The sequence below is a fragment of the Saccharospirillum sp. MSK14-1 genome, assembly GCF_003054965.1.
Classification (GTDB): Bacteria; Pseudomonadota; Gammaproteobacteria; order Pseudomonadales; family Natronospirillaceae; genus Saccharospirillum.
This window is the reverse complement of the sequence record NZ_MIES01000038.1, coordinates 55,709-80,225: the sequence shown is the minus strand read 5'-3', so window position 1 is coordinate 80,225 and position 24,517 is coordinate 55,709. Positions and strand designations below refer to the sequence as shown.

Sequence of the window (24,517 nt, the reverse complement as noted above, 5' to 3'; positions counted from 1 at the left end):
TTTTGTTCGTTAAGTGGCATAGTGGTCCAGCCGGAAACGTTCCACTTCGGCTTCGAGCCGGCTGGCGGCGTCGCCCAGACGCTGGCTGTCGTCGGAGGCGGACACGGCGTCATCGCGGGTCGCACGCGCCACTTCGGCCACGCGGACCAGGCGTTCGCTCATCTCCTGACCGGAGCGGTCTTGTTCGCTGGTGGCTTCGGCAATGCTGCGGCTGAGTTGGTCGATGTGGCTGATGCGACCGCGAAAGCCTTCCAGGCTTTGACTGGAGTGGCTGGCAACCTGATGACTTTGCTCAATGGCGCTGCGGTTGTCGTCTAGGCGTTTTGCCAGTTGGCCGTAACCGACCGTCAGTTTTTCGATGATGGCACGGATGCGGGTGGTGGAGTCGGCGGTGCGGCTGGCAAGCGCCCGGACTTCGTCGGCGACGACCGCAAAGCCGCGACCGTTTTCGCCCGCACGGGCAGCTTCGATGGCGGCGTTCAGGGCCAGCAAGTTGGTTTGCTCGGCAATGCCTTCAATTTCTTCTGACACTGTTTCCACCGCCTGCATTTGTTGGGTGAGTTCGGTCATCGTGCGCACGGATTCTTCAAACCCGTGACTCAACTGCGCCAGCGATTGCTGATTGTTGCGCATCTCTTTCAAGGTGGCTTCGATTTCCTGATTCGCTGCTTGGCTTTCATCCATGCCCTGGCGAGTGGTATCGGCCACCGCCTGAATGGAAGCGCTCATTTGTGTCATCGAGGCGGACAGGGATTCAATGTCTTCGCTTTGACGACCCGCGTTGTGGCTGAGTCGTTCGGACAGCGTTTGGCTGTCTTGCGCTGAGCGTTGCATGGTCAGTGAGCGCTCACGCAACCCTTCAATCATGGTGTTGAGCGATCGGCGCACGGCCTCGACCGCCTGGCTCAGTTCGCCCATTTCGTCGCGGCTGTTGTGCGTCAGTTGCACACTGAGATCACCCTGCGATAAGGCCCGCAACCCGGCTTGCAAACGACGCATGGGCGGGCGAATGGAGCGAATGATCAGCCATACCACCACCGCGGTGACAACAATGGCAATGCCCAAGGCTGCGATGCTGGCTAACTGGCTGAGCAGTAAATGGCTGGAGACCGTTTGATTGGTGCGTTCAGAGTACTGCTGAGCGAATTCATTCAAGGCGGTTAATTGCTCGGCGGACTGAGTTTGCAGTTGCGCCAGATTCGTCAATGTCTGGGCCTGTTGCGCTTCAACATTGAGCAGGGTGCGGCGGTCGGCAATGAGGCCGGGCTTGTCATCCGTGCCCTGAGTCAGTTCGGTTAACAGCGCCGAGGTTTCCTGCGCCGAGCGCATAAACGTCTGGGCTTCGGGAACGCGCATTGCCAGGGTGGTGAAGTTGAAGAACTGAGTCTGGTGATTCTGATCCCAGATGTTGAACTGCATTTCGCGCTCGGCCAGTTGCTCGAGCGAGCTGGCCAGGCTGATGTTTTTGATCACCATCAGGCCGCTGAGAAAGGAGGCGTAAAACTCATAAGCTACAGCCAGCGAGTAGTCGTCCGACAGCGAAAACAGCAGGTTCTCAAACAGTGGACCAATGTCGGCGGCCAACTGATCGGCAGTGGCGGCATTGGTGTCAAAACGAGCGCGCACGGTCAGGCTTTGCTGGTGCTGGTTGAGCGCGGTGTCAGTCAGCGTCGACATCTGCGTGAGCAGATCGCGCAAGGTGCTCAGACTGGCATTGGCGGTGTCGGCGTTATCCAGGCCAGCCAACAGTTGCGTGAGTTGTTCTGCCAATTGCCGCTGCCGGGTCTGGCTGGAGGCCAGTTGTTCGCGCATCGCGATGAGGCGGTCGGCGTCGTGCTGCACCAGCGCTTGCTGGAAGCGTTCGGCGGCGCGACTGATCGATAAGTCGAGCTCGTTATTGGTGGTCACGATGGGGGTCGCGTTTCCGGTTAACTGGTTAACGCTGTGAATGGTCTGGCGGCCGTAGCCGATGCCGACACCGGTCGCGATGGCGACAACGGCGATAACCAGTGTGAAACCCAGACCGATGCGCAGCACGATACTGGGGCGGGGAAGAGTCGGAAGCTTCATGTGACGGCCTTGGGCGGCTTAACGGTCTGCGCCATTCATTCTTGTTGTGTTACTCAGTTAACGGCGTGTGTGCTAAGTGAACCAATAGGCTATCGTTCAATATCGATACTATTTTGACATTTTACTGTGTCGCCCCGGGCCATGCGGTACACTGCCGCAGGTCACGTCGTCTTTTCTGAATCCTAATCCGACGGGGTAACTGCCGCATGAGTGTTGTGAAACCGAGCTATGAAGCCGTCTACGAGGCTGATCGCAGCTTTCGCTATCTGGCGCATGGCGCTGATAGCTCGCTGGTGCGCTGGCATTACCACGACGAATACGAACTTCACCTGATTCAAAGCACTGAGGGCAACGCCTTTATTGGCGATTACGTCGGCCCATTCCGGCCCGGAACGATATTTTTATGCGGCCCTTATCTGCCACATAACTGGGTGTCGCTGGGGCATTTCGAGAAAGGCATTCGCGACCGGGTGATCAATTTTTCGGACCAGCGCATTCAGGCCTTGGCCGAATGTCTGCCGGAAATGCGCAGTTTGCAGTCGATGCTGGCCGATTCGCGTTACGGCATTGAGTTCTCCCCAGAAGCCAGCGCGCTGGTGATTGATGATTTTACCGAAATCGCCGGGCTGCGAGGCATGGCGCGGGTGCTGCGCTTTCTGGAGATCATGACCTGTCTGGCCGAAAGCGGGGACTATCAACTGCTGTCGAGCCGCTCCTACGAAAACGAATCCGACACCCAGACCGAAGAGCGGGTTAATACCGCGGTGAGCTACATCATTGCGCACTGCACACGCGAATTGACGCTCGACGAAGTGGCCAGTCAGTTGAATCTGACGCCGTCGTTTTTCTCCCGCTGGTTTAAGAAGGCGACCGGTTATCGGTTTATCGATTTCGTGACCCGGTTACGCATCAGCCGGGCGTGTGAACAGCTGGAAGTCAGCGCTAAGCCGATCACCAACATCTGTTTTGAAGCGGGCTTTGCCAACGTCGCCAACTTCAATCGGCATTTCCTCAAGATCAAAGGCATGACACCCCGCCAGTACCGCGAATCCATTGCCATCCGCGGTAAAACACCGATAAAGGTTTCATTGCGTCGGTGAGGGGCTTGGGCGTCGTCTTATCATCCTAAGGGAGCCTTGTGTGATTAGTTCAGCGGCCCCCTCGCGCGATCACTATGATTCTCGGTTATAGTGATCTTTATCCGCAGTTAATCTATAGGGTGAAGTCAATGAACAAGGGATGGTTGACCGGTGTGACGTTGATGGCAGCGTTGCTGGGCCCGGTCTCGCTAATGGCAGCCACGCTGCCAACGTTGCATCTGACCGATCAAGGCGGTCAGGATGTGGGTGACGCCGTGGTCGAACTCAAAGGCGCTGCCGCTGTTGCAGTACCGCCGTTGCCCGACGAAGCGATAGTCGATCAGGTCGATATTGCCTTTGTACCGGAAATTGCGGTGATCCGCGCCGGTACCAAAGTGCGTTTCCCCAACAGCGACGAAACGCGCCATCATGTCTACTCCTTCTCCGAAGCCAAAACATTTGAGTTGCAGCTCTATAAAGGCAATGACGCTCCGCCGGTCGAATTTGATCAGGCCGGTTTGGTGGCGCTGGGCTGTAACATTCACGATTCCATGCGTGGCTATATCTATGTGGTTGAGGGCTCGTTATATGGACAGACCGACGCCAGTGGCGCTGTGACGCTGCCCGCTTTCAACGCTGAACAATCGCCTTACCTGGTGATCTGGCACCCGGATATGGAAGTGCCATTCCAGCTTGCCATTACTGATCTTGCCGATGCCGACGCAGACCGTCTGGAAATCCAGTTACCTTTTGAACTGAGTGTTGATGATCCAGCGCAGTCGCCGTCGAACCTGTACGACCGCCTGCAAAGGTATCAGTCTGATGGCAATTAGTTTTCGTACCCGCCTGTTACTGATCTTTCTCAGCCTGCTGGGGCTGACACTCGCCGCCACCTTGTGGGCGGTACTACGAGCCACCGACGATAACGCCCGTGCCGGTGCTAACCGCGAGCTGGCGGTGGCCGAACGCGTCTTCGATACCTTGCTGGTCGACAACAGCCGCCAACTGACCGACCGCACCACGCTGCTGGCGGAAGATTTTGGCTTTAAACAAGCCATCGCCACCAATGAAGAAGGCACCATCCTCAGCGTACTGGCCAATCACGGCGATCGCATTGGGGCTGACATGATTGTGCTGATGGACCCGGCCGGCGAAGTGTTGATCAGCACCCACAACATTGATGCGGAACTGGCCGAGCTGCGCGAGTCCATCGGTCGGCGCCAGCAAGCCTTCAGCGTGCTCACTTTAGCGGACGGCGCGCCTTATCAATTGGTCATGGTGCCGGTGCAAGCGCCGCAATTAATTGCCTGGGTGGGCATGGGCTTCATCATGGATGAGGCGCTGCTGGAACGTTTCCGGGGCATTACCGGCACCAACATTACCCTGCTGTTCCGCGGTGGCGAGGCATCGGTTCAAGCATTCACCACCTTGGATGCCGACCTGCCGCTGGATTCCCTGTCGGGTGATTTCAGTGACGTACTGGGCCAGGCGACCGATCGCTTCAGCGAAAGCGGCTGGCTAAGCCGCCAAGGCGTACTGAAAGACCGTGACGGTCAGCAGTTGGGCATGTTGTTGTCGGTGTCGCTGCAAGAAGCGCTGGCTGCCTACGACAGTTTGCGCAACCAGATACTTGCCATCGCTGCCATCGCTCTGCTGCTGGCGGCGCTGGCAACTGCTTTAATTGCCGGTGGTATCAGCCGACCGATCAATGCGTTGGTCGTGGCTGCCCGGCGTATTGCTCGCGGTAACTACACCCAGCCGGTGGCGTTACAGGGCAATAACGAGTTTGCGGTGTTGGGCGATACGCTCGACAACATGCAGACCGCCATTCAAGAGCGCGAACGCCATATTCTCTATCAGGCGCAGCATGACCTGCTGACGGGGCTGCCCAACCGCGATGAACTGGGACGCGTATTGAGTGAACGCCTGAGTGATCAGCCAGAAGCTCCCTTCGGCGTCATTCTGCTGCAGTTGAGCAACTTTGATGACCTCAGCGATGTGTATGGTTTGTCGGTGATGGACGCGGTGCTGCCGCAAGTGGCCAGCCGGTTAGCCGATCGCAATGGCGAACTGGACCGCGTGGGGCGCATCAGTACCGATGAATTTCTGTTGCTGATCGACGGTCTGACGGAGACCGGCGCGACGGCCGAAGCCGAGCGATATCTGGCGTTGTTTGACGATGCCTTCCGTCACGACAGTCTGGAGATCAAAGTGGAAGCGCGTCTGGGTATGGTGTTCTGCCCGCAGCAGGCGAGCGACTACGAAGATCTGATGCGTCGCACTCATTTGGCGATCAGTGAAGCGCGCCACCTCGGTCACAGTTTTGCGACCTATCAGGACGGTCAGGATGAGCGGCACCTGCGGCGCATTACCGTGACCAACCGCTTGCAACACGCCATCGCCGAAGGCGGTTTCCAACTGATGTTCCAGCCGCAATACAGCTTGGAGCATCAACGCATGCGCTCAGTCGAAGTGCTGATTCGTTGGAACGATCCCGTCCTGGGTCGGATGTTTCCGGATGAGTTTATTCCGCTGGCTGAGCAATCGGGCGATATCACCCTGATTACCGATTGGGTGTTTGATGAATCCATCCGCCAGATGCGTCGTTGGCAGGCGGACGGTTACCCGGACCTAGGCATCAGTGTGAATTTGTCGGCCAAAGACATTCTCAAAGACAGCTTTGTTGACAGTTTGTTGGGGCGCATAGAGCAGCACGGTTTGAAAGGTGAGGAGTTGATTCTCGAAGTCACCGAGAGCGCCATGATGGCCGATACCGAACGGGCGCTGAAAAACCTCAAGCGGCTTTATGATGCTGGCGTTGAACTGGCGATGGATGATTTCGGCACCGGCTTTTCATCGCTGGCGCAGTTGAAGTCGATGCCGGTGCACGAACTGAAGATCGACAAGGCGTTTATTCTCAATTTGGCCGACGATGAAGACGATCAGTGCATTGTTCGTTCGACCATCGAGATGGCGCAGCAGTTGAAGCTGACCGTGCTGGCAGAAGGGGTTGAGAACCCGGCGTCCATTGCCCTGCTTGAACAGATGGGTTGCCACTGCATTCAAGGCTATTGCTTGGCGAAAGCATTGCCGTACGACGAATTGATGGATTGGCTGGCCACCTTTAATGAACAGCGCGAAACGTTTTTGCGCGCCTGAACGAAACCGGGCCAGCGCTGATGAGCATCAGCCGCTGGCCCGGTTTATCGTACTAATGATCAGGGTTGCAGTGCGTTAAGCACGGTCTCCCGATCATCCTCACCTAAGCCGAATAAATCGGTCGGCGTTTGTTCCCGAATCTCCAATGCCAGTTCGGCCGCGGCGGAACTGGCTTCGTCACCATCCGTGAAGGAAGTGTTGCCTTCGCTCAGGGTGGCATCCTGATTGTCATTAAAGGTCTCTCGCAACTCTTCCAAGCGGCCGGTATCCAGATCGGTCTGGCGTTCCAGAGCGCTGATCGCCTGGTCCAATGTATCGACCGCCTGCTGGCGGCTGCGCACGAAAAAGCCATTGTCCGCCAGCGGTCCGGCATCAGCCGAACCCGTTCCGAACGGATCTTCCAGTGCCAGCGAGCGGATGCGATCGAGGGCGGCGAAGGTATCTTCGTTAACCAGACTCTCGCGTTCCGGCTGTTCGGTTGGGTTTTCAGTCTCGTCTGAGCCTTGCGCCAAACGTTCGCGTTCACCCCGTAATTGCTCCAGCACTTCGCCTCGGTCTTGCTGCGAAACCGCGAGTTCATTGGCTTCCTGCACTTGAGAGCGAATGGCTGCGCGGCGGCTGTCGATGCTGGTGTCGACCTGGACATCGGGTTGAACCGCGTTTTGATTCGGGGTTTGCGCCGTGGCGGCCGTCTGCTCGGCGACGCGCGTCTGGGGCGCATTCAGCGTGTCCTGACGGTTCAGCGGATTGATGTTGTTAAGACTGCCAGTGGGTTCGATGGGCATTGTTTTGCCTCCCTAGTCGAACGTTCGCTGTCTAAGATACGTCTGATTGGCTAATTTTCAACCAGGTGAAAGCCTTTACTCGGCCGGGACTTTATTTTTATGCACGCGCCGCCATGATGGAGACTCAGCGATACTGGGCATTGTGCCCGGTGAAACAGAGTTCGAGGCGAGGAGGCCAGGATGTCGATCTTACGCGATGAGTACGGGGCGGCACTGGCGGGCATTCATGCACATGGCCTGGAATTGATCGAGCGGTATCAGGATTTGATCGACCAGGAAGTGGTGTCCGCACCCACAGAGTCTCTGCTGCGACGTGCCATAGAAGCGCGCACTGCGATGCTGGGACGAGTCGAAGCCATGGAGCGTGCCCGGGGTGAATTGCCCCAGGCCGGTAATCAGGAACGGGCGTTATTAAAGGCGATCAGTGACTGGGTTCAGTCGCGGGTCAATTCTGAAGCCACGCTGGTGCAGCGGTTAATGGAAGCCGAAGCCCAGTGGCGCAGTGAAGTGAATGAAGCCGCCGATCTGGACTGGAGCGATGACGAGCAGGATGTGCTCAGTCAGTTAGTGATTCACAGCGATCGTTTTGTTGAGGAATTGCGGTTTTTACAGTCGTCGCTGTAATCGTCGCAGACATCCAATACCCAAAGCCTGTCAGGGAGTTACCTGGCAGGCTTTTTTGTTTCACCGCCAAAAGTCATTCATTCTCATTTAAGCGGCTTCAAATCAGTTTTGTGACTTGCATCACAGGCGTTTACCCATAAATTGCAGAGTGGGTTCGGCTTCGACGCCGAGTTGTACCAACCTCCTGCTGGGGAGTGTTCCTGCCTTATGTTCAGTCGTCTGAAGATTTTTCATCGCCTGTCGCTGTTAACCGGTCTGGCCTTAGTGGCCTTAATCATCGTTGTGTTGAGTTTGCTGAATGTGGTGCGTGAGCAGATGCTCGAGGACCGCACGCAATTGATGCAAGCGCAATTAGACAGCGCCATCAGCTTGCTCGACGGTCTGCGCGCACAAGCCCGTACCGGCGAGATGAGCGAGGCGCAGGCGCAGTCGGACGCCATCGAATTGTTGAACCAATTGCGGTATCTCGGCGATGAATACGTCTTCACCGTCAACAGTCGAACTCTGCGCGTCTTGCAGCATCCGTCTCCCGAAGTGATGGGCAGCGATGGCCGGAATATCGTCGATACCGAAGGGACCGCCGTCATGGTCGGTATTGAGCGGGCAGTGGAAGCGGGCAATGGTCGGGGCAGTTTCAACTACCTGTGGCCCAAAGTCGGTGAGGAACAGCCGCAGCCTAAACTCAGTCTGGGTGTCGCCTATCAGCCTTGGAACTGGACGCTGGTCACCGGCATGTACACCCATGACATTGATGCGCGTTATTTCCAGCTGCGGCGTTGGGTGCTGGCGGGAGCCGCGGTGATTCTGGTGGTGTTGGCGTTGTTGTCCTGGCGCATTGGCTCCCAGATATCCCGCCCGGTGGCTAAGGTGACTCAGTTTACTCTGGGCGTGTCGGATGATCTTGATCTGAATCGACGCTTGCCCACCCAACCCAGTTGGGAGGTCAACCAGATTGCCGAATCCTTGCATTCGTTGCTCGATTCAACCCGGTCCGTGATTCTGGATGTGCGCGATCAAAGCGAAGTGCTGAATGCGACCAGTGAAGAGCTCAGTCAGTCGATCAGTTCGACGCGCGGTCAGATTCAAGAACAGTTAAGTGCCATCGATTCAATCGCCACTGCCATCGAAGAAATGACCGCGACCTTCGATGACGTAGCGCGCAATACCGAAAAAACCAGTGAGTTGGCCATTGGCGTTCGCCAGCACGCGCAAAGCGGCCAGCAGACATTGGACACCACTCGTGAAGTCACCGATCGATTGGTATCGGAAGTGGGCGAGGCCGCCGAGGTGATTCGGTCGCTGGCGGAAGAAATGAGCAGCATTGATGAGATCGTTGAAGTCATTACCGGCATTGCCGATCAAACCAACCTCTTGGCGTTGAACGCCGCCATCGAAGCGGCGCGGGCGGGTGAGCAGGGTCGTGGATTTGCCGTGGTTGCCGACGAAGTGCGCACGCTGGCCAATAAAACGCAGGCGTCCACCGAAGCGATTCGCGAAAAAATTGAGCACCTGCAACAGCGTGCCGAACAGGCCTATCGAGTCATGGAAGAAAGCCGCGATTACGCCAGTCGCACGACCGACCAAATGAGCGAGGTGACGGAATCGTTCGGGCAGATTCGTCAGGCGCTGGATGATTTATCCGACCAGACTCAGCAAATTGCGGCGGCCACGACGCAACAAAGTGCAGTGATTCAGGACATCAATGGCAACGTCGGCCAGATTAACGAGCAGACTTTGAGCACCGAAGAACAAGCCAAAGCCATTGAAATGTCATCGCAGGAACTGGCTGCGGTTGCGAACGAATTGTTGCAACGCGCAGCACGTTTTCAAGTGTAAACCGCAAAAGGAAGGCTGTATGAAAACCGGCTTTCGAGTAAGGTGGCAAGCTGAGCAATCAGGGAACTTATTGCCATGAGGCAAACACTCGAAAACCGGTTTTTTCTGCTCTTATTACTGCTCGTCAGTCTGGCTTTTTTCTTCGTACTGGAACCGTTTTGGGGCGCGATTTTCTGGGCCGCCGCCATCACCGTAATTTTTTTTCCTCTGCAGGAACGTATTTTACGGCTCACGGGTCATCGCCGTAACCTGTCGGCGTTGTTAACGCTGCTGTGTTGCGTGGTAATAGTGGTGTTGCCGGTATTGCTGATAGTGATGCAGGTCGTTAAGGAAGCTGTGAATCTGTTTCAGGGCATTCAAGAGGGCGATGTTTCTCCGGGCGCTATTCTCGATCAGTTGCGCACGGCTTTCCCGATGGTGCCGGAGATACTCAATAACTTCGGTATTGATACCGACAGCATTCGCCAGCGGTTGTCCGATTTCGCGGTGACGGCCAGCCAATACCTGGCGCAGGAAACCTTGAGTGTGGGACAAAACACCATGAGTCTGGTGCTGAACCTTGGCCTGATGCTGTACCTGGCGTTTTTCCTGCTGCGTGATGGTCACACACTCATTGAACTCTTTATCCGCGCTCTGCCATTGGGGGATGAACGCGAACATCGTCTGTTCGACAAGTTTGCCGAAGTGACCCGAGCAACCGTTAAAGGCAACCTCGTAGTCGCCATTGTTCAAGGCGCGCTGGGCAGCATCATCTTTGCCATTTTAGGCATTCCGGCGGTGGTGCTTTGGGGCGTGCTGATGGCCGTACTGTCGCTGATTCCCGCTGTGGGTGCGGCGCTGGTTTGGGGACCGGCAGCGATTTACCTGATTGCCAGTGGTTCCTGGATTTCCGGCATAGTGCTGGTGGCATACGGCATGGTGGTGATTGGTCTGGCGGATAATATTTTGCGCCCCATTCTGGTGGGACGCGACACCAAACTGCCCGACTACATCGTGCTGTTTTCCACGTTAGGCGGCATCGCCTTGATGGGTATTAATGGCTTTGTGATCGGGCCATTGGTCGCCGCCTTGTTCATGACCTTCTGGGACATCTTTATGCGCGATTTTAACGCCGAGGATGAATCGCCGTATTGATGCCCGGTTAAATTAACCGGCTTGGCGGCGTCCCCAGAGTACCAGGGCGATGCCGCCCAGCAGTAAGACGCTGGCCAGTAACAGACGCGGGTCCAGCGCCTCTCCCACCAATAACACGCCACCCGCGGCTGCCAGTAACGGCACCGACAGTTGCAAGATCCCCGCTTGAATGCCGCTCAGTGATGGCAGTACCGCATACCACAAGGCGTAGCCACACCCCGATGCGAAGGCACCGGAAACTACGGCGAGCCAGAAACCGTCGCGACTGATCTGTACGGTTTCAATAAAGGGGATAAACAGCAACAAAACCAACGGCGCGGTGCGGATGAAATTGCCCGCCGTGTCGAGTAATGGCTGGTTAGAACCACGACCGTTCAAGGTGTACAAACCCCAGGCAATACCGGCTCCCATCATCAGCACCAGGCCGCGCAACGATGGCGTGGTCAGATCGGGCAAAATCAGATACACAAACCCTGCGCAGGCGGCGAACACACCCGCCCATTCGGTGCTGTTCAGACGATGCCCTTGCCACAGGCTGATGCCGATCAGCGTCAGCTGAACGGTGCCAAAGAGTATGAGCGCGCCGGTGGCGGTATCGAGTTGGATGTAGGCAAAGGAGAAGCCAGCGGCGTACAAAAACAACCAGGCAGCGCCTCGAATCGAACCGGCTTTAACGGCGCGGTGAATGGGCAGTCGACGGTCACTGAGCTTAACCAGCAGCAGTAACGTCAAGGCACCCGCCACCAGTCGTACGGCGGTAAACGAAGCGGCATCGATGGCGGCATCGCCCAGTGCCCAGCGGCAAAGTACCGAGTTGGCGGCGAAGGCGACCAGCGCCAACAATGTGAAACTGATCAGGCGCGGAGACGCGGTCATAGTGGTTGGGTCCGTCGGCAAAAGCGCCACTATATACTGGCAGCGACGGTGTCGCGAAGACCGGGCTTGAACCTACAATGGCTTGAGGGTTTTTAATAGACGTCAAATCGCTGAGGAGACGTATTGATGTCGCATCAACACAGCCCCACCCATGGGCACAACCATTCACACGGCCATGCTCACGCTCCGGCGCACTACAACCGCTCTTTTGCCATTGGTGTTGCACTGAATCTCGGCTTTGTGGTGATCGAAGCGCTGTATGGTTTCTGGGCGGGTTCGTTGGCGCTGCTGGCTGATGCAGGCCATAACCTCAGCGATGTGCTTGGTTTATTGCTGGCATGGGGCGCCAGTGTGTTAGCCCGGCGCCACAGCAGTCGGTTGCGGACCTTTGGGTTAAAGAAAACCACCATTCTGGCCGCGCTGCTCAACGCCGTGTTGCTGCTGATCGCCATTGGTGCCATTGCCTGGGAAGCGGTGCAACGCTTCAGCGATCCGGCGCCGGTGGCGGGCATGACGGTGATGGCGGTGGCGGCCATCGGTACGCTGATTAATGCCGCTACCATGCTGCTCTTTATGGGTGGTCAGCACGATCTGAACATTCGCGGTGCTTTCCTGCATATGGCGGCGGATGCGGGGGTTTCTCTGGGGGTTGTGGTAGCGGGTGGTTTGATCCTGCTAACCGGCATCAGCTGGATCGACCCGCTGGTTAGCCTGGTGATTGCTGCCGTCATTCTGGTCGGCACCTGGTCGCTCCTGACCGAGTCGCTGAACCTGGCGGTCGATGCCGTACCCCGGAACATTGATTTGCGTGAGGTGGAAGCGGCGCTGCAGCAGCTGCCGGATGTTCTGGACGTGCATCATCTGCATGTCTGGGCACTGAGTACCACCGAAACCGCGCTGACCGCGCATCTGGTTCGCCCACCGGAGGCGGATGATGATGCCCTGATTCACCGCGCCAGCGAGCGACTGCAGCAGGACTTTGGCATTGGCCACACGACGTTGCAGCTGGAATACCAACCGCATCATTGTCCGACAGACGACCACTGCTGAGCGCTCAGAGAATACCGGCTAAATAGCTGGGTCCGCCCAAATAGCGGATGGCGTTGCGAATGTCGTAGGCGCGTTGGTACACATAATCGGACGGGCGCTGCGCCGACAACCGCTTGGGGTTGGGTAATACTGCCGCCAGCAGCGAAGCTTCATAGCGGTTCAACTGGCTGGGGGATTTGCCGAAGAAGGTTTCGCTGGCGTGACCAACGCCGTAAATCCCCGGCCCAAATTCCACCACATTCAGATACACCTCCAGAATGCGCTCCTTGGGCCAGGTCAGCTCGATCAGCAGCGTGAACCAGGCTTCCACGCCTTTGCGAAACAGGCTGCGACCGGACCACAAATAGAGGTTCTTCGACAGCTGTTGGCTGAGCGTAGAGGCACCACGCATCGGGCCGTCGTCTTCGTGAATCGCTTCCCAGATGGAGCTGAAGTCGAAACCGAAATGCGTCGGGAAAAGCTGATCTTCGGAGGCGACGACCGCAATGGGCAGGTTGGCATCGATCTGATCCAGCGGCGTCCAGTGCTGACGCATCTGGCGGGCGCTGGCGTCGCCGTCGAGCAGAATAAAGGCGGTAACCGGCGGATTGATCCAGCGCAGCGGTACCGTCAGCAACAGGCTGACCACCACCAGTGACAGGCAACACAGCACCAGAATACGTAACGCGGATGTGAACGACAGTTTCGACATGAACAGCCGGCGGCTCAAACGGGCGCGGGATTATAATCGACCGGGGCCGCCTTGTGAGCCGACCGGGCTCACAAAACGGCGCTTTTACGTTCCGGTGACGTGCGGCTTAGCCGAACATCCCTTTGAACATAAAGAAGAAGAGAATGGCGAGCAAGCCGCCAGCGGGCAGGGTGACCACCCAGGAAGCGACGATGGTGCCAATCACGCGCAAGTTCAGCGCAGAAATACCGCGCGCCAGACCCACACCAAGCACGGCGCCCACCAAGGTGTGGGTGGTGGAAATCGGCAGTCCGGTACCCGATGCCAGTACCACGGTGGTACCCGCGGCCAGCTCAGCGGCGAAGCCACGGCTAGGCGTGAGTTCGGTAATACGACGACCGATGGTGCCCATCACCTTATAACCGAAGGTCGCCAGACCGACGATGATGCCGCCGCCACCGAGCAACAGAACCCAGGCCGGCATGGCCGATTGCGCCGCGATATCGCCGTTATTGGCCACCACATTGATCACCGCGGCCAGCGGGCCGACGGCGTTGGCGACATCGTTGGAGCCGTGCGCGAACGCCATGGCGCAGGCGGTGAATACCATCAGCACGGCAAAGACGCGTTCCACTGAGGCGTAGCGAAAGGCACGGTCGGCTTCGGCGTCAATCTGTACGCGGCGCAACATCAGCAGACCAATGCCCAGAATCACCAGGCCGGCCAGCGCCGCCAGCGCCAGGCTGGACAGGAAAGACAGGTGCAAACCGACGTGCTTCAGGCCTTTGGTCAGCGTCACCATGGCAATGATGAAACCGGTCAGGAACATATAGACCGGCACATAACGCTTGGCGTTGGCGAACGGGTCATCGGTGTTCAGAATCAACCGATACACCGACCGGAACAGCAAGAAAGCGATGGTGCCCGAGAGCAGTGGCGAGACGACCCAGCTCATCACAATGGTGCTGACTTTGCCCCACTGAACGTAATCGACGCCGATGCCGACGGCAGCAAAGCCGACAATGGCACCGACAATGGAGTGGGTGGTGGAGACCGGCCAGCCCATATAAGACGCAATCACCAGCCAGATACCGGCTGCCAGCAATGCCGACATCATGCCGTAAACCAGTAATTCCGGTGAGCCCTCGAGCACAGAGGCATCGACGATGCCTTTGCGGATGGTTCCGGTGACTTCACCGCCTGCCAGGTAAGCCCCGGCGAACTCGAAAATCATGGCAATGACGATGGCCTGACGCACTGTCAAAGCACGCGAACCGACCGAAGTACCCATTGCATTGGCAACGTCGTTGGCACCAACGCCCCAAGCCATGAAAAAACCAAAAACGCAGGCGAGCAGAACGAACCACGGGCCATATTCGGCAATGATGGTCATGCGCTGTCCTCTGTCTTAACGATAAATAAAAGAAAGGCCCGCTGTTTTAGCGAGCCATGAGGATTTGCAGGCGGGCGCCTACGCGTTGAGCCACATCGGCCAGATCGCCGATCAACTCGATGACGCGGTACAGGAACATCACCTCGATGGGCGGATGATCCAGTTCCACGGCACGCAGGGCCTTGCGGATGTTGATTTCCAATTCGTCCGTGCGGTGTTCCTGATCGTCCAAAGCGTCAATCAGCTTGGACACCAGCGTGATTTCCTTGGTACCGAAACCGGTTTCGAATAACTCATCCAGTTCGGCCAAAGCCGCCGCCGCTTTGGCGCTGGTCGCGATGGCCGCTTCCAGATATTCGCGCATCAGCGGTTGCATGGGTGCGGGAATCGCCATTTCGCGACCGACCATGATACCGGCGATGTCCTTGGCGCGGTTGGCCAGGCGGTCTTGCTGGGTCACCAGTTCGAGCAGATCCGAACGCGGCACCGGCATGAACAGGCTGTTGGGCAGATGAACCCGGATGTCCTTTTTCAGCTTGTCGGCGTCTTTTTCCAGTCCGGCAATGTCGAGGCGGACTTGCTCAGCGGCCTGATAGTCACCGCTGACGGCGGTGTCATAAAAGTCGAGCAAGCGTTCGGCGCAGGCGTGGGCTTTTTTGATGTGCTCTTGAATGGGCTTGACCGGAGATCGGCCAAACAGTGCCATCAATGGGCTGTCGGCAGCCATATCGCTGTCCTCTGTTATGCGAACTGGGCGCGCATTATAGAGGCCTTTTTCTGTAATAAAAATGTCATCAAAGCAGAAAATGCGAACGGCGAAAGATGACCTGCCGGGAAGGGGCGTTGGTCAGCCTCAGTGATTACTCAGGCTGACCTCAGACTCGGCTTGCGGCAGCGCGCGAATACGGCGCTGTTCGTCGATGGCTACGTAAACAAATTCGGTTTCCGTCACTTTTTGACGTTCGGCGTCTTCGGGCATACGGCACCAGACTTCCACTCCTATGCGAATGGACGAGCGGCCCATCCCCAGAATGTGGGTATAGCAGCAGATCACCGAGCCCACTTTAATAGGGCGCACAAAAGCCATGTCGCCAATCGCCATCGTGGTGGTCCGGCCACGGGCAATGCGACCCGCCGCGACGCTGGCGGCCATGTCCATGTGGGTGACCAGCCAGCCACCGGAAATATCGCCGTTGGTGTTGGTGTCTTTGGGTTGAGCGACGACGCGTAATTGCAATTCACCGCGGGGTTCTGGATTGGTGGCGTCCAGTTTGCTCATGACTCTGGCTCGTTATTGTCGTTGTCGGGTTAATAAGAGCGCCAGTATAACGGCGTCGCAGTGGCTTGGATATGGTCAGAAACCAGTCATAGCCAGTAACAAAAGCAACAATGACACGCTGTCATAATACTGTCATCTTTGGTTCATACAGTTGTCATCCGACGCACCTAGCATCCCTTGCGAGCCCATGAAGCCACTGGCGTTTCCAAGGGGAAAGGTCGGGGTTTCACTCAGTGATGAACTAACTGGAGGTTACCAGTGAAGAAAACAATGATTGGCGCCACCCTGGTGGCAGCTATGGCCGCGTCTCTGTCCGGCACCGCGTTCGCCGAAGCCCGCGACCAGATCAGCATCGTCGGTTCCTCGACCGTTTATCCTTTCGCCACTGTTGTGGCCGAACGGTTCGGTCAGACCACTTCTTACCCGACTCCGACCATCGAGTCGACTGGTTCAGGCGGCGGTCTGCGTCTGTTCTGTCAGGGCGTTGGTGAATCCACTCCTGACATCACCAATGCGTCTCGCCGCATCAAGGCTTCCGAGCTGGAAACCTGTGCAGCTAACGGCGTTGAAGACGTGGTTGAAGTCCTGATCGGTTTTGACGGCATCGCCGTTGCCCAGAGCGTTGATGCGACTGGCATGGATCTGACCAAGGGCGAGTTGTTCCTGGCGCTGGCTGAAACCGTACCGAACCCGAATGGCAACGGTCTGGTTGAAAACCCGTATGAAACCTGGAGCGACATCCGCGGCAACCTGCCGAACACCGCGATCCGCGTTTTCGGCCCGCCGCCGACTTCCGGTACTCGTGACGCTTTCGTAGAGCTGGTTATGGAAGAAGGCTGTGGCGAGTTTGACGCCATCGCTTCTCTGGAAGACAGCGACGAAGACAAGTTCGAAGAAGTGTGCGCCACCATGCGTGAAGACGGTGCGTTCATCGAAGCCGGTGAAAACGACACGCTGATCGTTTCTCGTCTGGAAAACGACCCGACTGCCCTGGGCATCTTCGGTTTCTCTTTCCTGGACCAGAACTCTGACCGTGTTAAGAGCATCTCTGTAGAAGGCCACCAGGCGACGTTCGAAGAAATCGCCAGCGGTTCTTACCCGGTTTCCCGTCCGCTGTTCTTCTATGTTAAGAAGGCACACGTTGGCGTTATCCCGGGCATGGAAGAGTACCTGGCTGAGTTCACCAGCCGTCGTGCGATCGGCTCTAACGGTTACCTGGTTGACCGTGGTCTGATCCCGCTCGACAACGCTGAATACGCCAGAATGAAGAGCGACGTTGACAACCTGGAACCGCTGAAAGAACTCTAAGCAGCGTTTTTTAAAGTTGTAATGTCATGCATCGGGAGAGCCACTGGGCTCTCCCTTTGTTGTTTTAATCACCGAACGAATCCCGGTGTTTCCGGGTCAGTCAGAGCGCTGCGCTGCTTGACCCGGACATATCGATAACTTTGGAGCTTTATTGATGCAAACATCGACGCTGCTGTTGGTGATCGCGGTGCTTGCGGTGCTCGCTTATGGCTTGGGACGGCAACGTTCCATCCAGCTGGTCGGCGGACCCAGCCAGATCAAGCACCTGCATTCACTGCCTAACTATTACGGATTGATGGCCGCGGCCTGGGCCATTCTGCCCGGTTTTATCTTGCTGGCAGTCTGGGTCTTCCTGGAAGAGCGCATCATCATCCAGGGTTTGATGAATTCGCTGCCAGACAGCTACGGTCAGTTGGGTTCGCCGCAGATGAACCTGACGCTGGCAAAAATTCAGAACATCAGCTCTGGCTCCCTGTCAGCCAGCGCCGATCCACAATTGACCGCGGCCGCCGAGTTACTGCAGCAGCTGCGCGATCGCAGCCAGCTGTTCAAAGTGATTCTGACCATTGGCACCACCTTGGTGGGTGCGCTCATCGGTTGGGTGATGACTCGTCCGGCGCTGCGCGCACGTCCGCAGTTTGAGTTTGTCCTCAAAAGCCTGCTGCTGCTGTGCTCGACCATCGCCATCTTCACCACGGTCGGCATCATTCTCTCGGTGTTGTTTGAAAGCATTCGCTTCTTCCAGGCCATTCCGTTTTTCGATTTTGTCTTCGGCCTGCAGTGGAGTCCGCAGATCGCCATCCGTGCCGATCAGGTGGGTTCGTCGGGCGCGTTCGGGGCGATTCCGCTGTTCGTCGGTACGCTGATGATTGCCGCCATTGCCTTGATCGTGGCGGTGCCAATCGGCCTGATGTCGGCCGTTTATCTGGCCGAATACGCCAAGCCGCGCGTGCGCAATATCATCAAACCGCTGCTGGAAGTGCTCGCCGGTATTCCCACCGTGGTCTACGGCTTCTTTGCCGCCTTGACCATGGGCCCGTTGGTGCGTGATTTCTTCCAGGGCATTGGTTTCGACGGTGTGTCGGCGGAATCGGCGTTAGCCGCGGGTCTGGTGATGGGCATCATGATCATTCCGTTCGTGTCGTCGCTGTCGGATGACGTCATCAACGCTGTCCCCAACAGCCTGCGCGATGGCTCTTACGGCCTGGGCGCAACGCGCAGTGAAACCATTCGTCAGGTGGTGTTCCCGGCGGCGCTGCCCGGCATCATGGGCGGCATTTTGTTGGCCGCGTCACGGGCCATTGGTGAAACCATGATCGTGGTTATGGCCGCCGGTTTGGCCGCCAATCTGACCGCCAACCCGCTGGAAGCCGTCACCACCGTCACCGTACAGATTGCCACCTTGCTGGTGGGTGACCAGGAGTTCGACAGCCCGAAAACGCTGTCGGCCTTTGCCCTGGGTCTGATGCTGTTTTTCACCACTTTGTTGCTGAACATCGTCGCCATGGCGATCGTTAAGAGGTTCCGTGAGCAATATGACTGAGCAAAAACTCGACGCCATTGAGCGTCTGGCGAGCGTCAAGCAGGATCGGCTCAACGCCAAGCTCAAATCGCGTTATGCGCGTGAGCGGCGTTTTCAGGCTTATGGCATTGCGTCCATTGCCGCCGGTCTGGGTTTTCTGGTGATTCTGCTGACCACCATTTTCAGCCAGGGTCTGTCGGCCTTCTGGACCACTTACGTCGAGCTGGAAGTCACCTACGATCCGCAGGTGTTGTACATCGACGATGCCACCGATGCCGACCAGCTGCGCCTGGCAGATTACGGCGGCGTGGTGCGCGAGGCGCTGTTGTCGCGTTTCCCGGATGTATCCGGTCGCCAGGCCACGCGCGAACTGACGTCGTTGGTCAGTAACTCCGCCGAATACCGCGTGCGTGAACGTCTTATCGCCAACCCCGAATTGCTCGGTCAAAGCGAGCGCCTCTGGGTACTGGCCGATGACGATCTGGACTTGTTGCGCAAAGGCATCATCGATCGCGAACTGCCCGAAAGCGAACGTCGCATCAGCGATCAGGAACTGAGCTGGATCGACAGCTGGAACGAAGCCGGTGAACTGAAGCGTCGCTTTAACACCGTCTTCTTCACCAACGGTGATTCGCGTGATCCGGAAACCGCCGGTATCTGGGGCGCCGTGGTCGGCTCCTTTTATACCTTGGTGGTCACACTGCTGCTGTCATTCCCCATTGGCGTAGCGGCAGCCATTTATCTGGAAGAGTTCGCGCCGAAAAACCGCCTGACCGACATCATTGAAGTGAACATCAACAACCTCGCCGCCGTGCCGTCCATCGTCTTCGGTTTGCTGGGTCTGGCGGTGTTCATCAACTTCTTTGGTCTGCCGCGTTCGGCGCCAGTCGTTGGGGGGCTGGTGCTGACGCTGATGACCTTGCCGACCATCATTATCTCGGCGCGTTCGGCCATTCGTGCGGTACCGCCATCGATCCGCGAAGCGGCGACCGGTCTGGGTGCCTCGAAAATGCAGGTCACGCTGCACCACGTGCTGCCGCTGGCCATGCCAGGCATGCTCACCGGTACCATCATCGGTATGGCGCAGGCGCTGGGTGAAACCGCGCCGCTGCTGATGATCGGCATGGTCGCCTTTATCGTCGATATTCCGGGCGGGTTTACCGACCCATCCACCGTGCTGCCGGTCCAGGTGTATCTGTGGTCCGACAGCCCGGAACGCGCCTTTATCGCCAAAACATCCGGCGCCATCATGGTGCTGCTGGGCTTCCTGGCAGTGATGAATTTGTTGGCCGTCTTTTTACGTAAAAAATTCGAGCGTCGCTGGTAAGGCACCGCCTTATCCGAACTGGAGAATCACAGATGACACTTTCAAACCAGTACACTGAATCGATGGACGACAACGCCATCAGCAAACCGGAAAGCCGCCACCCTGTTCTGGAGAACTGGGACGGCACCGTCGGCCAGGCACTCGTTGAAGAGCCGCGCATGAGCGCGCGCAGCGTTGATGTGTTTTACGGCGACACTCAGGCCATCGACAACGTCAGCCTGGACATCGGCAAGAACGAAGTGCTCGCCATGATCGGCCCGTCCGGCTGTGGTAAGTCGACCTTCCTGCGCACCCTGAACCGGATGAACGATTCCATCGACATCTGCCGCGTAGAAGGCGACATCCTGCTCGACGGCGAAGACATCTATAAAAAGCACATGGACGTCGTCGCCCTGCGCGCCAAGGTGGGCATGGTGTTCCAAAAGCCAAACCCCTTCCCGAAATCCATCTACGACAATGTCGCCTACGGCCCGCGCATTCATGGCCTGGTATCACGTCGTACCGAGCTGGACGAAGTGGTGGAAACTGCGTTGCGCAAAGCCGGTCTGTGGGATGAAATTAAAGACCGTCTCGACAAGCCGGCCACGGGATTGTCCGGTGGTCAGCAGCAGCGTCTGTGCATCGCCCGCACCATTGCCATTTCCCCGGAAGTGATTTTGATGGACGAACCCTGCTCAGCGTTGGATCCTATTGCCACAGCGCGCATTGAAGAGCTGATCGCTGAACTGTCGCAGAACTACACCATCGCCATCGTGACGCATTCCATGCAGCAGGCGGCGCGGGTTTCTCAGCGCACAGCCTATTTCCACCTGGGCAAACTGATCGAGGTTGGCGAAACCGACCATATCTTCACCTCGCCCAGCCATAAACTCACCGAAGACTACATCACCGGTCGCTTCGGTTGATCCCAGAGGATAACGTCATGGACAAGATGCAATTTGATAAGCACACCTCCACCCAGTTCAACGCCGAACTGGAGGAGGCGCGCAAAAACCTGATGCAGATGGGCGGCCTGGTAGAACAGCAGGTTGAAGACGCCATCAAAGCGCTGATGGACATGGACACCGCTCTGGCACAACGCGTCATTGAGACCGACCAGACGGTGAACAGCATGGAAATCGACATCGACGAAGAATGCACCCGCATTCTGGCGCGGCGTCATCCGGCGGCTTCTGACCTGCGCTTCGTCATCGCTGTGACCAAAGCAGTGAACGACTTGGAACGCATCGGCGATGAAGCCTCCAAAGTGGCCAGCCATACGCTGGAGCTGGCCGATACTGGCTCTGGCCCGCAAGGTTACGTGGAATTGCGCCACATTGGTGAACAGGTGCGTCTGATGGTTCAGCACTCACTCGACGCCTTCGCACGACTCGACGCCGACAGCGCTCTGAACGTGCTGCATCAGGACAAAGCGGTCGATCTGGAATACGGCACCGCCATCCGTTCGCTGATCACCACCATGATGGAAGACCCGCGCTCCATCAGCCGCGCCCTGAACGTCATGTGGTCGCTGCGCTCCATGGAACGCATCGGCGATCACGCCCGCAACGTGGCCGAATCGGTGATCTTCCTGGTGCAGGGCAAAGATGTCCGCCACAAGGCGCTGGAGCAGGTCGCAGCTCAGGTGAAGAAGGGCTAAATGCCAGTACTAAGCCGGGCAACCGGCTTTTGCTGAAAAACCGTTGGGAATCAACCGCTTGTTGTGCAATGAATGTTGACGACCCGACTGCAAATCACTATATTACGCAGCCGTTGCCGGCATAGCTCAGTTGGTAGAGCAACTGACTTGTAATCAGTAGGTCCCGAGTTCGACTCTTGGTGCCGGCACCACTTCTTCCCGAAACCCGCCTTGTGCGGGTTTTGTCGTTTCTGGTCTCCGCAATTTTGCTGCCTGACTCGCGAACGCTGTCATGCCGGTGTTTTGGTGCTTGTGATAGAGTCATCGGCTGTTGTTGGACAGCGTTGTCTGACTGAATTCCTAAGCCGATGGAGCAATTCATGTCTGTTCTGACCGACTTTCTGGCGTATCTTTCCAGCCTGATCCGCCCGCATATGACCTTTGTGGCGGCGGCTCTGGTCGCCACCTTGCTGGTGATCTATGGTAATAACCTCAATCGCGCCGTCTGGACCATGGTTCGGGGTGCGCATTTCATTATTCGGACTCTGGTGTTTGTAGCCCTATGTGCATTTGGATACGGTGCCTTGACCGTCTTTTTGATTCCCTTCGTGCGTCGCATTCTGCTGTCGGTAGGGCCTTATTGGCTGGCGCCCATCGTTATTCTCATCTTCTTTTTGGTCGGTTGGCTCGCCGAGAAAAACAGTCGCCGCGGCTGATTCTGGCAACGGCACTGCTGTGTCTGGTCGGCTCGGCCAGCGCTTTTAACGAGCAGGGCCACCGGCTGGTGGTGCAATTGGCAGAGTTGCGACTGAATGATGACGCCCGGGCCGCGCTGGAAGATTTGTACGGTCAGCACTGGCGCACCGACTTGGTAAATCTGGCCAGTTGGGCGGAAGAGCATGCGCCCGCCGACGAGTTGCGCACGGTGTTGTTCGATGCCGAGGACGAAGGCTTCGTGGCCGCCAAACACTGCCCGCGCAATCGCTGTGTGGTGGGGGCCATTCTGGAAAGCCGGTTGGTGCTGATCCGCAACAGTTATGAAAAGGCCGAAAAGCGCCGCGCGTTGCAGTACCTGATTCATTTTATGACCGACCTGCACATTCCGGTGAATGCCGGTTTGGCGCGCGATGAAGGCGGCCGGCTGATTGCGCTGAAAACCAGCGAGCTGGAGCGGGTGAACCTCAACTGGGTGTGGACTCAGTCGTTGTACCGCGAGCTGGATGCACCGGTGTTTGCCACGGCGCAACGTTACCAGCGCGAGATAACCGAGGAAGAGGCCGCCCAGTGGCTGACGTCAATGAGCGTGGTCGATTGGGCCTGGGAGACGCATCAGATCGCCATGGACGTGGCGTATCCGTTGGCGGTGCGCGGCGAATACGATGCAGCCTACCGGCGCGAAGCGTTGCCGGTTTTGGAAGAGCAACTGAAAAAGGCGGCGGTGCGATTGGCGGCGCTGCTGAATGCGATTTTGGGCGAGGCGTAAGTCAGCGGCCGGAAAGGTGAGCCCATGAAGCCGATGATTGACGCGTGTCATGCCCGGCGAGTTTCAAGGGGAGGCGAACCTCCCCTTGTCGCCGCCCAAGGGCGTCGTTCGATCCTGAACGGGTGCCATCCTGGCACAGGAGCGTCCTGCCCCTTTCCTGAAATACCAATCCGGGTATCGGTCCTGATTCCTGCGTCCGTGTGCCATCCAGTGGCTGGGCATCCTGCCGCGCGCTTCCTGGGTGTTCTTCCACAACACGATGGTTATTATATGGCCTGTCTTGCAGGCGCAAGGTGTTGAACACGCCGTCTGTCTGGCCCTTTTTAAACGCCAAAACCCTTGCCACTGGGCCGGTTGGGGCGAAGAATCAAAAGCGCCGGTTGAAACGGCCGGCTTGCGTACGCGTTTTGTAGGAAAAGTCTTACACCTCATGTCGGAAAACCAGCAATCCAATCGCCCCGGTGGACGCTTACATGCCTTTGGCCCCAGTGGCTGGTTGGGCTGGCTTAAAGCGGGCTATTTACCGATGCAATCGGGTTCGCCGCTGGCCTTCCCTTTTGCGCAGTTTGACCGCTGGCAGCAAGAGCGCCAGCAGCAGCGCCCGGTGTCGGAAGAAGCCATGGACGCGGAATGGCAACGCCAATACGAAGCGCTGCCCGAGGCCGTTCGCGGCTTGCTCAGCTTTGAGCACTTTCGAGCTCAGGGCGGGTCCATTGAAGCCGACATTCGCGCCGCGGCGCGACGTCATCAAAACGGCGATCAGCCGCATTACGATAACGGCTGGCAAGGTCAGGGCCGCTTGCTGCGTTTGTTTGCCTCGCCGGTGTGTTATGCCGGCTGGCGTGATTTGGCCGTCGGCTTCAGCGGCATGGCAGTGGCGCTGAACAGTGCGCACAAAGCGTTGGCGAGCACCAAAGAACGGCCGTCGTTACTGGCGCCGGTGCGCTATGGGCAGGCGCATCGCTTTAAGGTGAGTGCTGATAATCCGTTTCCGGGTTTACTTGAAGATCATGCCTCTCAGGCCGATAACCAGGAATGGCGCTTGTTAATGCCCGCCAAGACCACGCCGCAATATCGTGACAAGCCTGCCTTGCCGATTGCGCGTGACCTGGTACGGGCCATTTACTGGTCGGTGGCGACGCCGGATGAGGTGGTTGACGGCATTCGTGCGCTCAAGCTTGATATGCGGTTTCGTTCGGTGGAACTCGGTTGCATCACGCCCGATGCCCACCGCTGGCAACTGCAAATTGATCCCGACTAGTGGTAGACACTCTGGCCTTGAACTAGCCTGAACTACTATCATC

22 protein-coding genes and 1 tRNA gene are annotated in these 24,517 nt (G+C 57.5%); 16 read left to right on the top strand and 7 right to left on the bottom strand.

Going from position 1 to position 24,517, the window contains the following annotated elements; genetic code table 11:
- Nucleotides 1-9 precede the first annotated feature (9 nt).
- Nucleotides 10-2,070: a methyl-accepting chemotaxis protein gene (locus tag BGP77_RS17605; RefSeq protein WP_108166097.1), complete on the bottom strand. Its 2,061-nt coding sequence runs from the start codon at nucleotides 2,068-2,070 to the stop codon at nucleotides 10-12.
- Between the two features lie 206 nt (nucleotides 2,071-2,276).
- Here BGP77_RS17605 and BGP77_RS17600 point away from each other — a divergent pair, with 206 nt between their 5' ends.
- From BGP77_RS17600 to BGP77_RS17590, 3 genes are all read left to right on the top strand, one after another.
- A complete protein-coding gene (locus BGP77_RS17600; protein WP_108166096.1) occupies nucleotides 2,277-3,170 on the top strand; it encodes an AraC family transcriptional regulator in 894 nt (297 codons plus the stop codon).
- 128 nt (nucleotides 3,171-3,298) lie between these two features.
- Entirely contained in the window at nucleotides 3,299-3,982 is a 684-nt protein-coding gene (locus tag BGP77_RS17595; protein ID WP_146171284.1) for a methylamine utilization protein, read from the top strand.
- Nucleotides 3,972-6,308, top strand: coding sequence for a bifunctional diguanylate cyclase/phosphodiesterase (locus BGP77_RS17590; protein WP_158269425.1), 2,337 nt, complete (start codon nucleotides 3,972-3,974; stop codon nucleotides 6,306-6,308). The genes BGP77_RS17595 and BGP77_RS17590 overlap by 11 nt, the downstream gene beginning before the upstream one ends.
- Before the next feature lie 59 nt (nucleotides 6,309-6,367).
- Here the strand turns inward: BGP77_RS17590 and BGP77_RS17585 are convergent, their stop codons facing one another.
- Entirely contained in the window at nucleotides 6,368-7,093 is a 726-nt protein-coding gene (locus BGP77_RS17585; protein ID WP_108166093.1) for a hypothetical protein, read from the bottom strand.
- A 180-nt stretch (nucleotides 7,094-7,273) separates the two neighbouring features.
- Between BGP77_RS17585 and BGP77_RS17580 the strand changes: the two genes are divergently transcribed.
- The 3 genes from BGP77_RS17580 to BGP77_RS17570 all read left to right on the top strand — a co-directional run bounded on the left by BGP77_RS17580 (nucleotide 7,274) and on the right by BGP77_RS17570 (nucleotide 10,687).
- Nucleotides 7,274-7,717 carry a hypothetical protein gene (locus tag BGP77_RS17580; RefSeq protein WP_108166092.1) on the top strand — a complete coding sequence of 148 codons (444 nt, stop codon included), beginning with the start codon at nucleotides 7,274-7,276 and terminating at the stop codon, nucleotides 7,715-7,717.
- 207 nt (nucleotides 7,718-7,924) lie between these two features.
- Nucleotides 7,925-9,553 (top strand): methyl-accepting chemotaxis protein, encoded by a 1,629-nt coding sequence (locus BGP77_RS17575; RefSeq protein WP_108166091.1) that lies wholly within the window; start codon nucleotides 7,925-7,927, stop codon nucleotides 9,551-9,553.
- A gap of 75 nt (nucleotides 9,554-9,628) precedes the next feature.
- Nucleotides 9,629-10,687, top strand: a complete 1,059-nt coding sequence (locus BGP77_RS17570) for an AI-2E family transporter (RefSeq protein WP_108166090.1) — start codon at nucleotides 9,629-9,631, stop codon at nucleotides 10,685-10,687.
- A gap of 12 nt (nucleotides 10,688-10,699) precedes the next feature.
- Here BGP77_RS17570 and BGP77_RS17565 read toward each other — a convergent pair whose 3' ends face one another.
- Nucleotides 10,700-11,563 (bottom strand): DMT family transporter, encoded by an 864-nt coding sequence (locus BGP77_RS17565; RefSeq protein ID WP_108166089.1) that lies wholly within the window; start codon nucleotides 11,561-11,563, stop codon nucleotides 10,700-10,702.
- 126 nt (nucleotides 11,564-11,689) lie between these two features.
- Here BGP77_RS17565 and BGP77_RS17560 point away from each other — a divergent pair, with 126 nt between their 5' ends.
- The gene (locus BGP77_RS17560; RefSeq protein WP_108166088.1) at nucleotides 11,690-12,613 is read left to right on the top strand and encodes a cation diffusion facilitator family transporter; all 924 of its coding nucleotides are present in this window, start codon (nucleotides 11,690-11,692) and stop codon (nucleotides 12,611-12,613) included.
- A 4-nt stretch (nucleotides 12,614-12,617) separates the two neighbouring features.
- On the opposite strand, the gene mtgA is transcribed toward BGP77_RS17560, so the two are convergent.
- The 4 genes from mtgA to BGP77_RS17540 form a co-directional block, all read right to left on the bottom strand.
- Complete coding sequence (gene mtgA / locus BGP77_RS17555; RefSeq protein ID WP_108166087.1) at nucleotides 12,618-13,304, bottom strand: monofunctional biosynthetic peptidoglycan transglycosylase; 687 nt, start codon at nucleotides 13,302-13,304, stop codon at nucleotides 12,618-12,620.
- A gap of 106 nt (nucleotides 13,305-13,410) precedes the next feature.
- Nucleotides 13,411-14,676 (bottom strand): inorganic phosphate transporter, encoded by a 1,266-nt coding sequence (locus BGP77_RS17550; RefSeq protein WP_108166086.1) that lies wholly within the window; start codon nucleotides 14,674-14,676, stop codon nucleotides 13,411-13,413.
- A gap of 46 nt (nucleotides 14,677-14,722) precedes the next feature.
- The gene (locus BGP77_RS17545; RefSeq protein ID WP_108166085.1) at nucleotides 14,723-15,403 is read right to left on the bottom strand and encodes a TIGR00153 family protein; all 681 of its coding nucleotides are present in this window, start codon (nucleotides 15,401-15,403) and stop codon (nucleotides 14,723-14,725) included.
- A 126-nt stretch (nucleotides 15,404-15,529) separates the two neighbouring features.
- The gene (locus BGP77_RS17540) at nucleotides 15,530-15,955 is read right to left on the bottom strand and encodes an acyl-CoA thioesterase (RefSeq protein ID WP_108166084.1); all 426 of its coding nucleotides are present in this window, start codon (nucleotides 15,953-15,955) and stop codon (nucleotides 15,530-15,532) included.
- Between the two features lie 258 nt (nucleotides 15,956-16,213).
- On the opposite strand from BGP77_RS17540, the gene BGP77_RS17535 reads away from it, so the two are divergent.
- The 9 genes from BGP77_RS17535 to BGP77_RS17495 all read left to right on the top strand — a co-directional run bounded on the left by BGP77_RS17535 (nucleotide 16,214) and on the right by BGP77_RS17495 (nucleotide 24,474).
- Nucleotides 16,214-17,263: a substrate-binding domain-containing protein gene (locus tag BGP77_RS17535; RefSeq protein ID WP_233252410.1), complete on the top strand. Its 1,050-nt coding sequence runs from the start codon at nucleotides 16,214-16,216 to the stop codon at nucleotides 17,261-17,263.
- A 154-nt stretch (nucleotides 17,264-17,417) separates the two neighbouring features.
- Nucleotides 17,418-18,806 (top strand): phosphate ABC transporter permease subunit PstC, encoded by a 1,389-nt coding sequence (gene pstC, locus BGP77_RS17530; RefSeq protein WP_108166082.1) that lies wholly within the window; start codon nucleotides 17,418-17,420, stop codon nucleotides 18,804-18,806.
- Nucleotides 18,799-20,112 carry a phosphate ABC transporter permease PstA gene (gene pstA, locus BGP77_RS17525; RefSeq protein ID WP_108166081.1) on the top strand — a complete coding sequence of 438 codons (1,314 nt, stop codon included), beginning with the start codon at nucleotides 18,799-18,801 and terminating at the stop codon, nucleotides 20,110-20,112. Before pstC ends, pstA begins: the two co-directional genes overlap by 8 nt.
- A 62-nt stretch (nucleotides 20,113-20,174) precedes the next feature.
- Nucleotides 20,175-21,017 (top strand): phosphate ABC transporter ATP-binding protein PstB, encoded by an 843-nt coding sequence (gene pstB, locus BGP77_RS17520; protein WP_233252412.1) that lies wholly within the window; start codon nucleotides 20,175-20,177, stop codon nucleotides 21,015-21,017.
- A 17-nt stretch (nucleotides 21,018-21,034) separates the two neighbouring features.
- Nucleotides 21,035-21,751, top strand: coding sequence for a phosphate signaling complex protein PhoU (gene phoU / locus BGP77_RS17515; protein ID WP_108166079.1), 717 nt, complete (start codon nucleotides 21,035-21,037; stop codon nucleotides 21,749-21,751).
- Between the two features lie 115 nt (nucleotides 21,752-21,866).
- Nucleotides 21,867-21,942: transfer RNA gene (locus BGP77_RS17510), tRNA-Thr, on the top strand.
- Between the two features lie 168 nt (nucleotides 21,943-22,110).
- Entirely contained in the window at nucleotides 22,111-22,446 is a 336-nt protein-coding gene (locus BGP77_RS17505) for a DUF3392 domain-containing protein (RefSeq protein ID WP_108166078.1), read from the top strand.
- Nucleotides 22,413-23,213, top strand: a complete 801-nt coding sequence (locus BGP77_RS17500; RefSeq protein WP_158269424.1) for a S1/P1 nuclease — start codon at nucleotides 22,413-22,415, stop codon at nucleotides 23,211-23,213. Before BGP77_RS17505 ends, BGP77_RS17500 begins: the two co-directional genes overlap by 34 nt.
- Before the next feature lie 259 nt (nucleotides 23,214-23,472).
- The gene (locus tag BGP77_RS17495) at nucleotides 23,473-24,474 is read left to right on the top strand and encodes a hypothetical protein (protein WP_146171283.1); all 1,002 of its coding nucleotides are present in this window, start codon (nucleotides 23,473-23,475) and stop codon (nucleotides 24,472-24,474) included.
- Nucleotides 24,475-24,517: the final 43 nt, after the last annotated feature.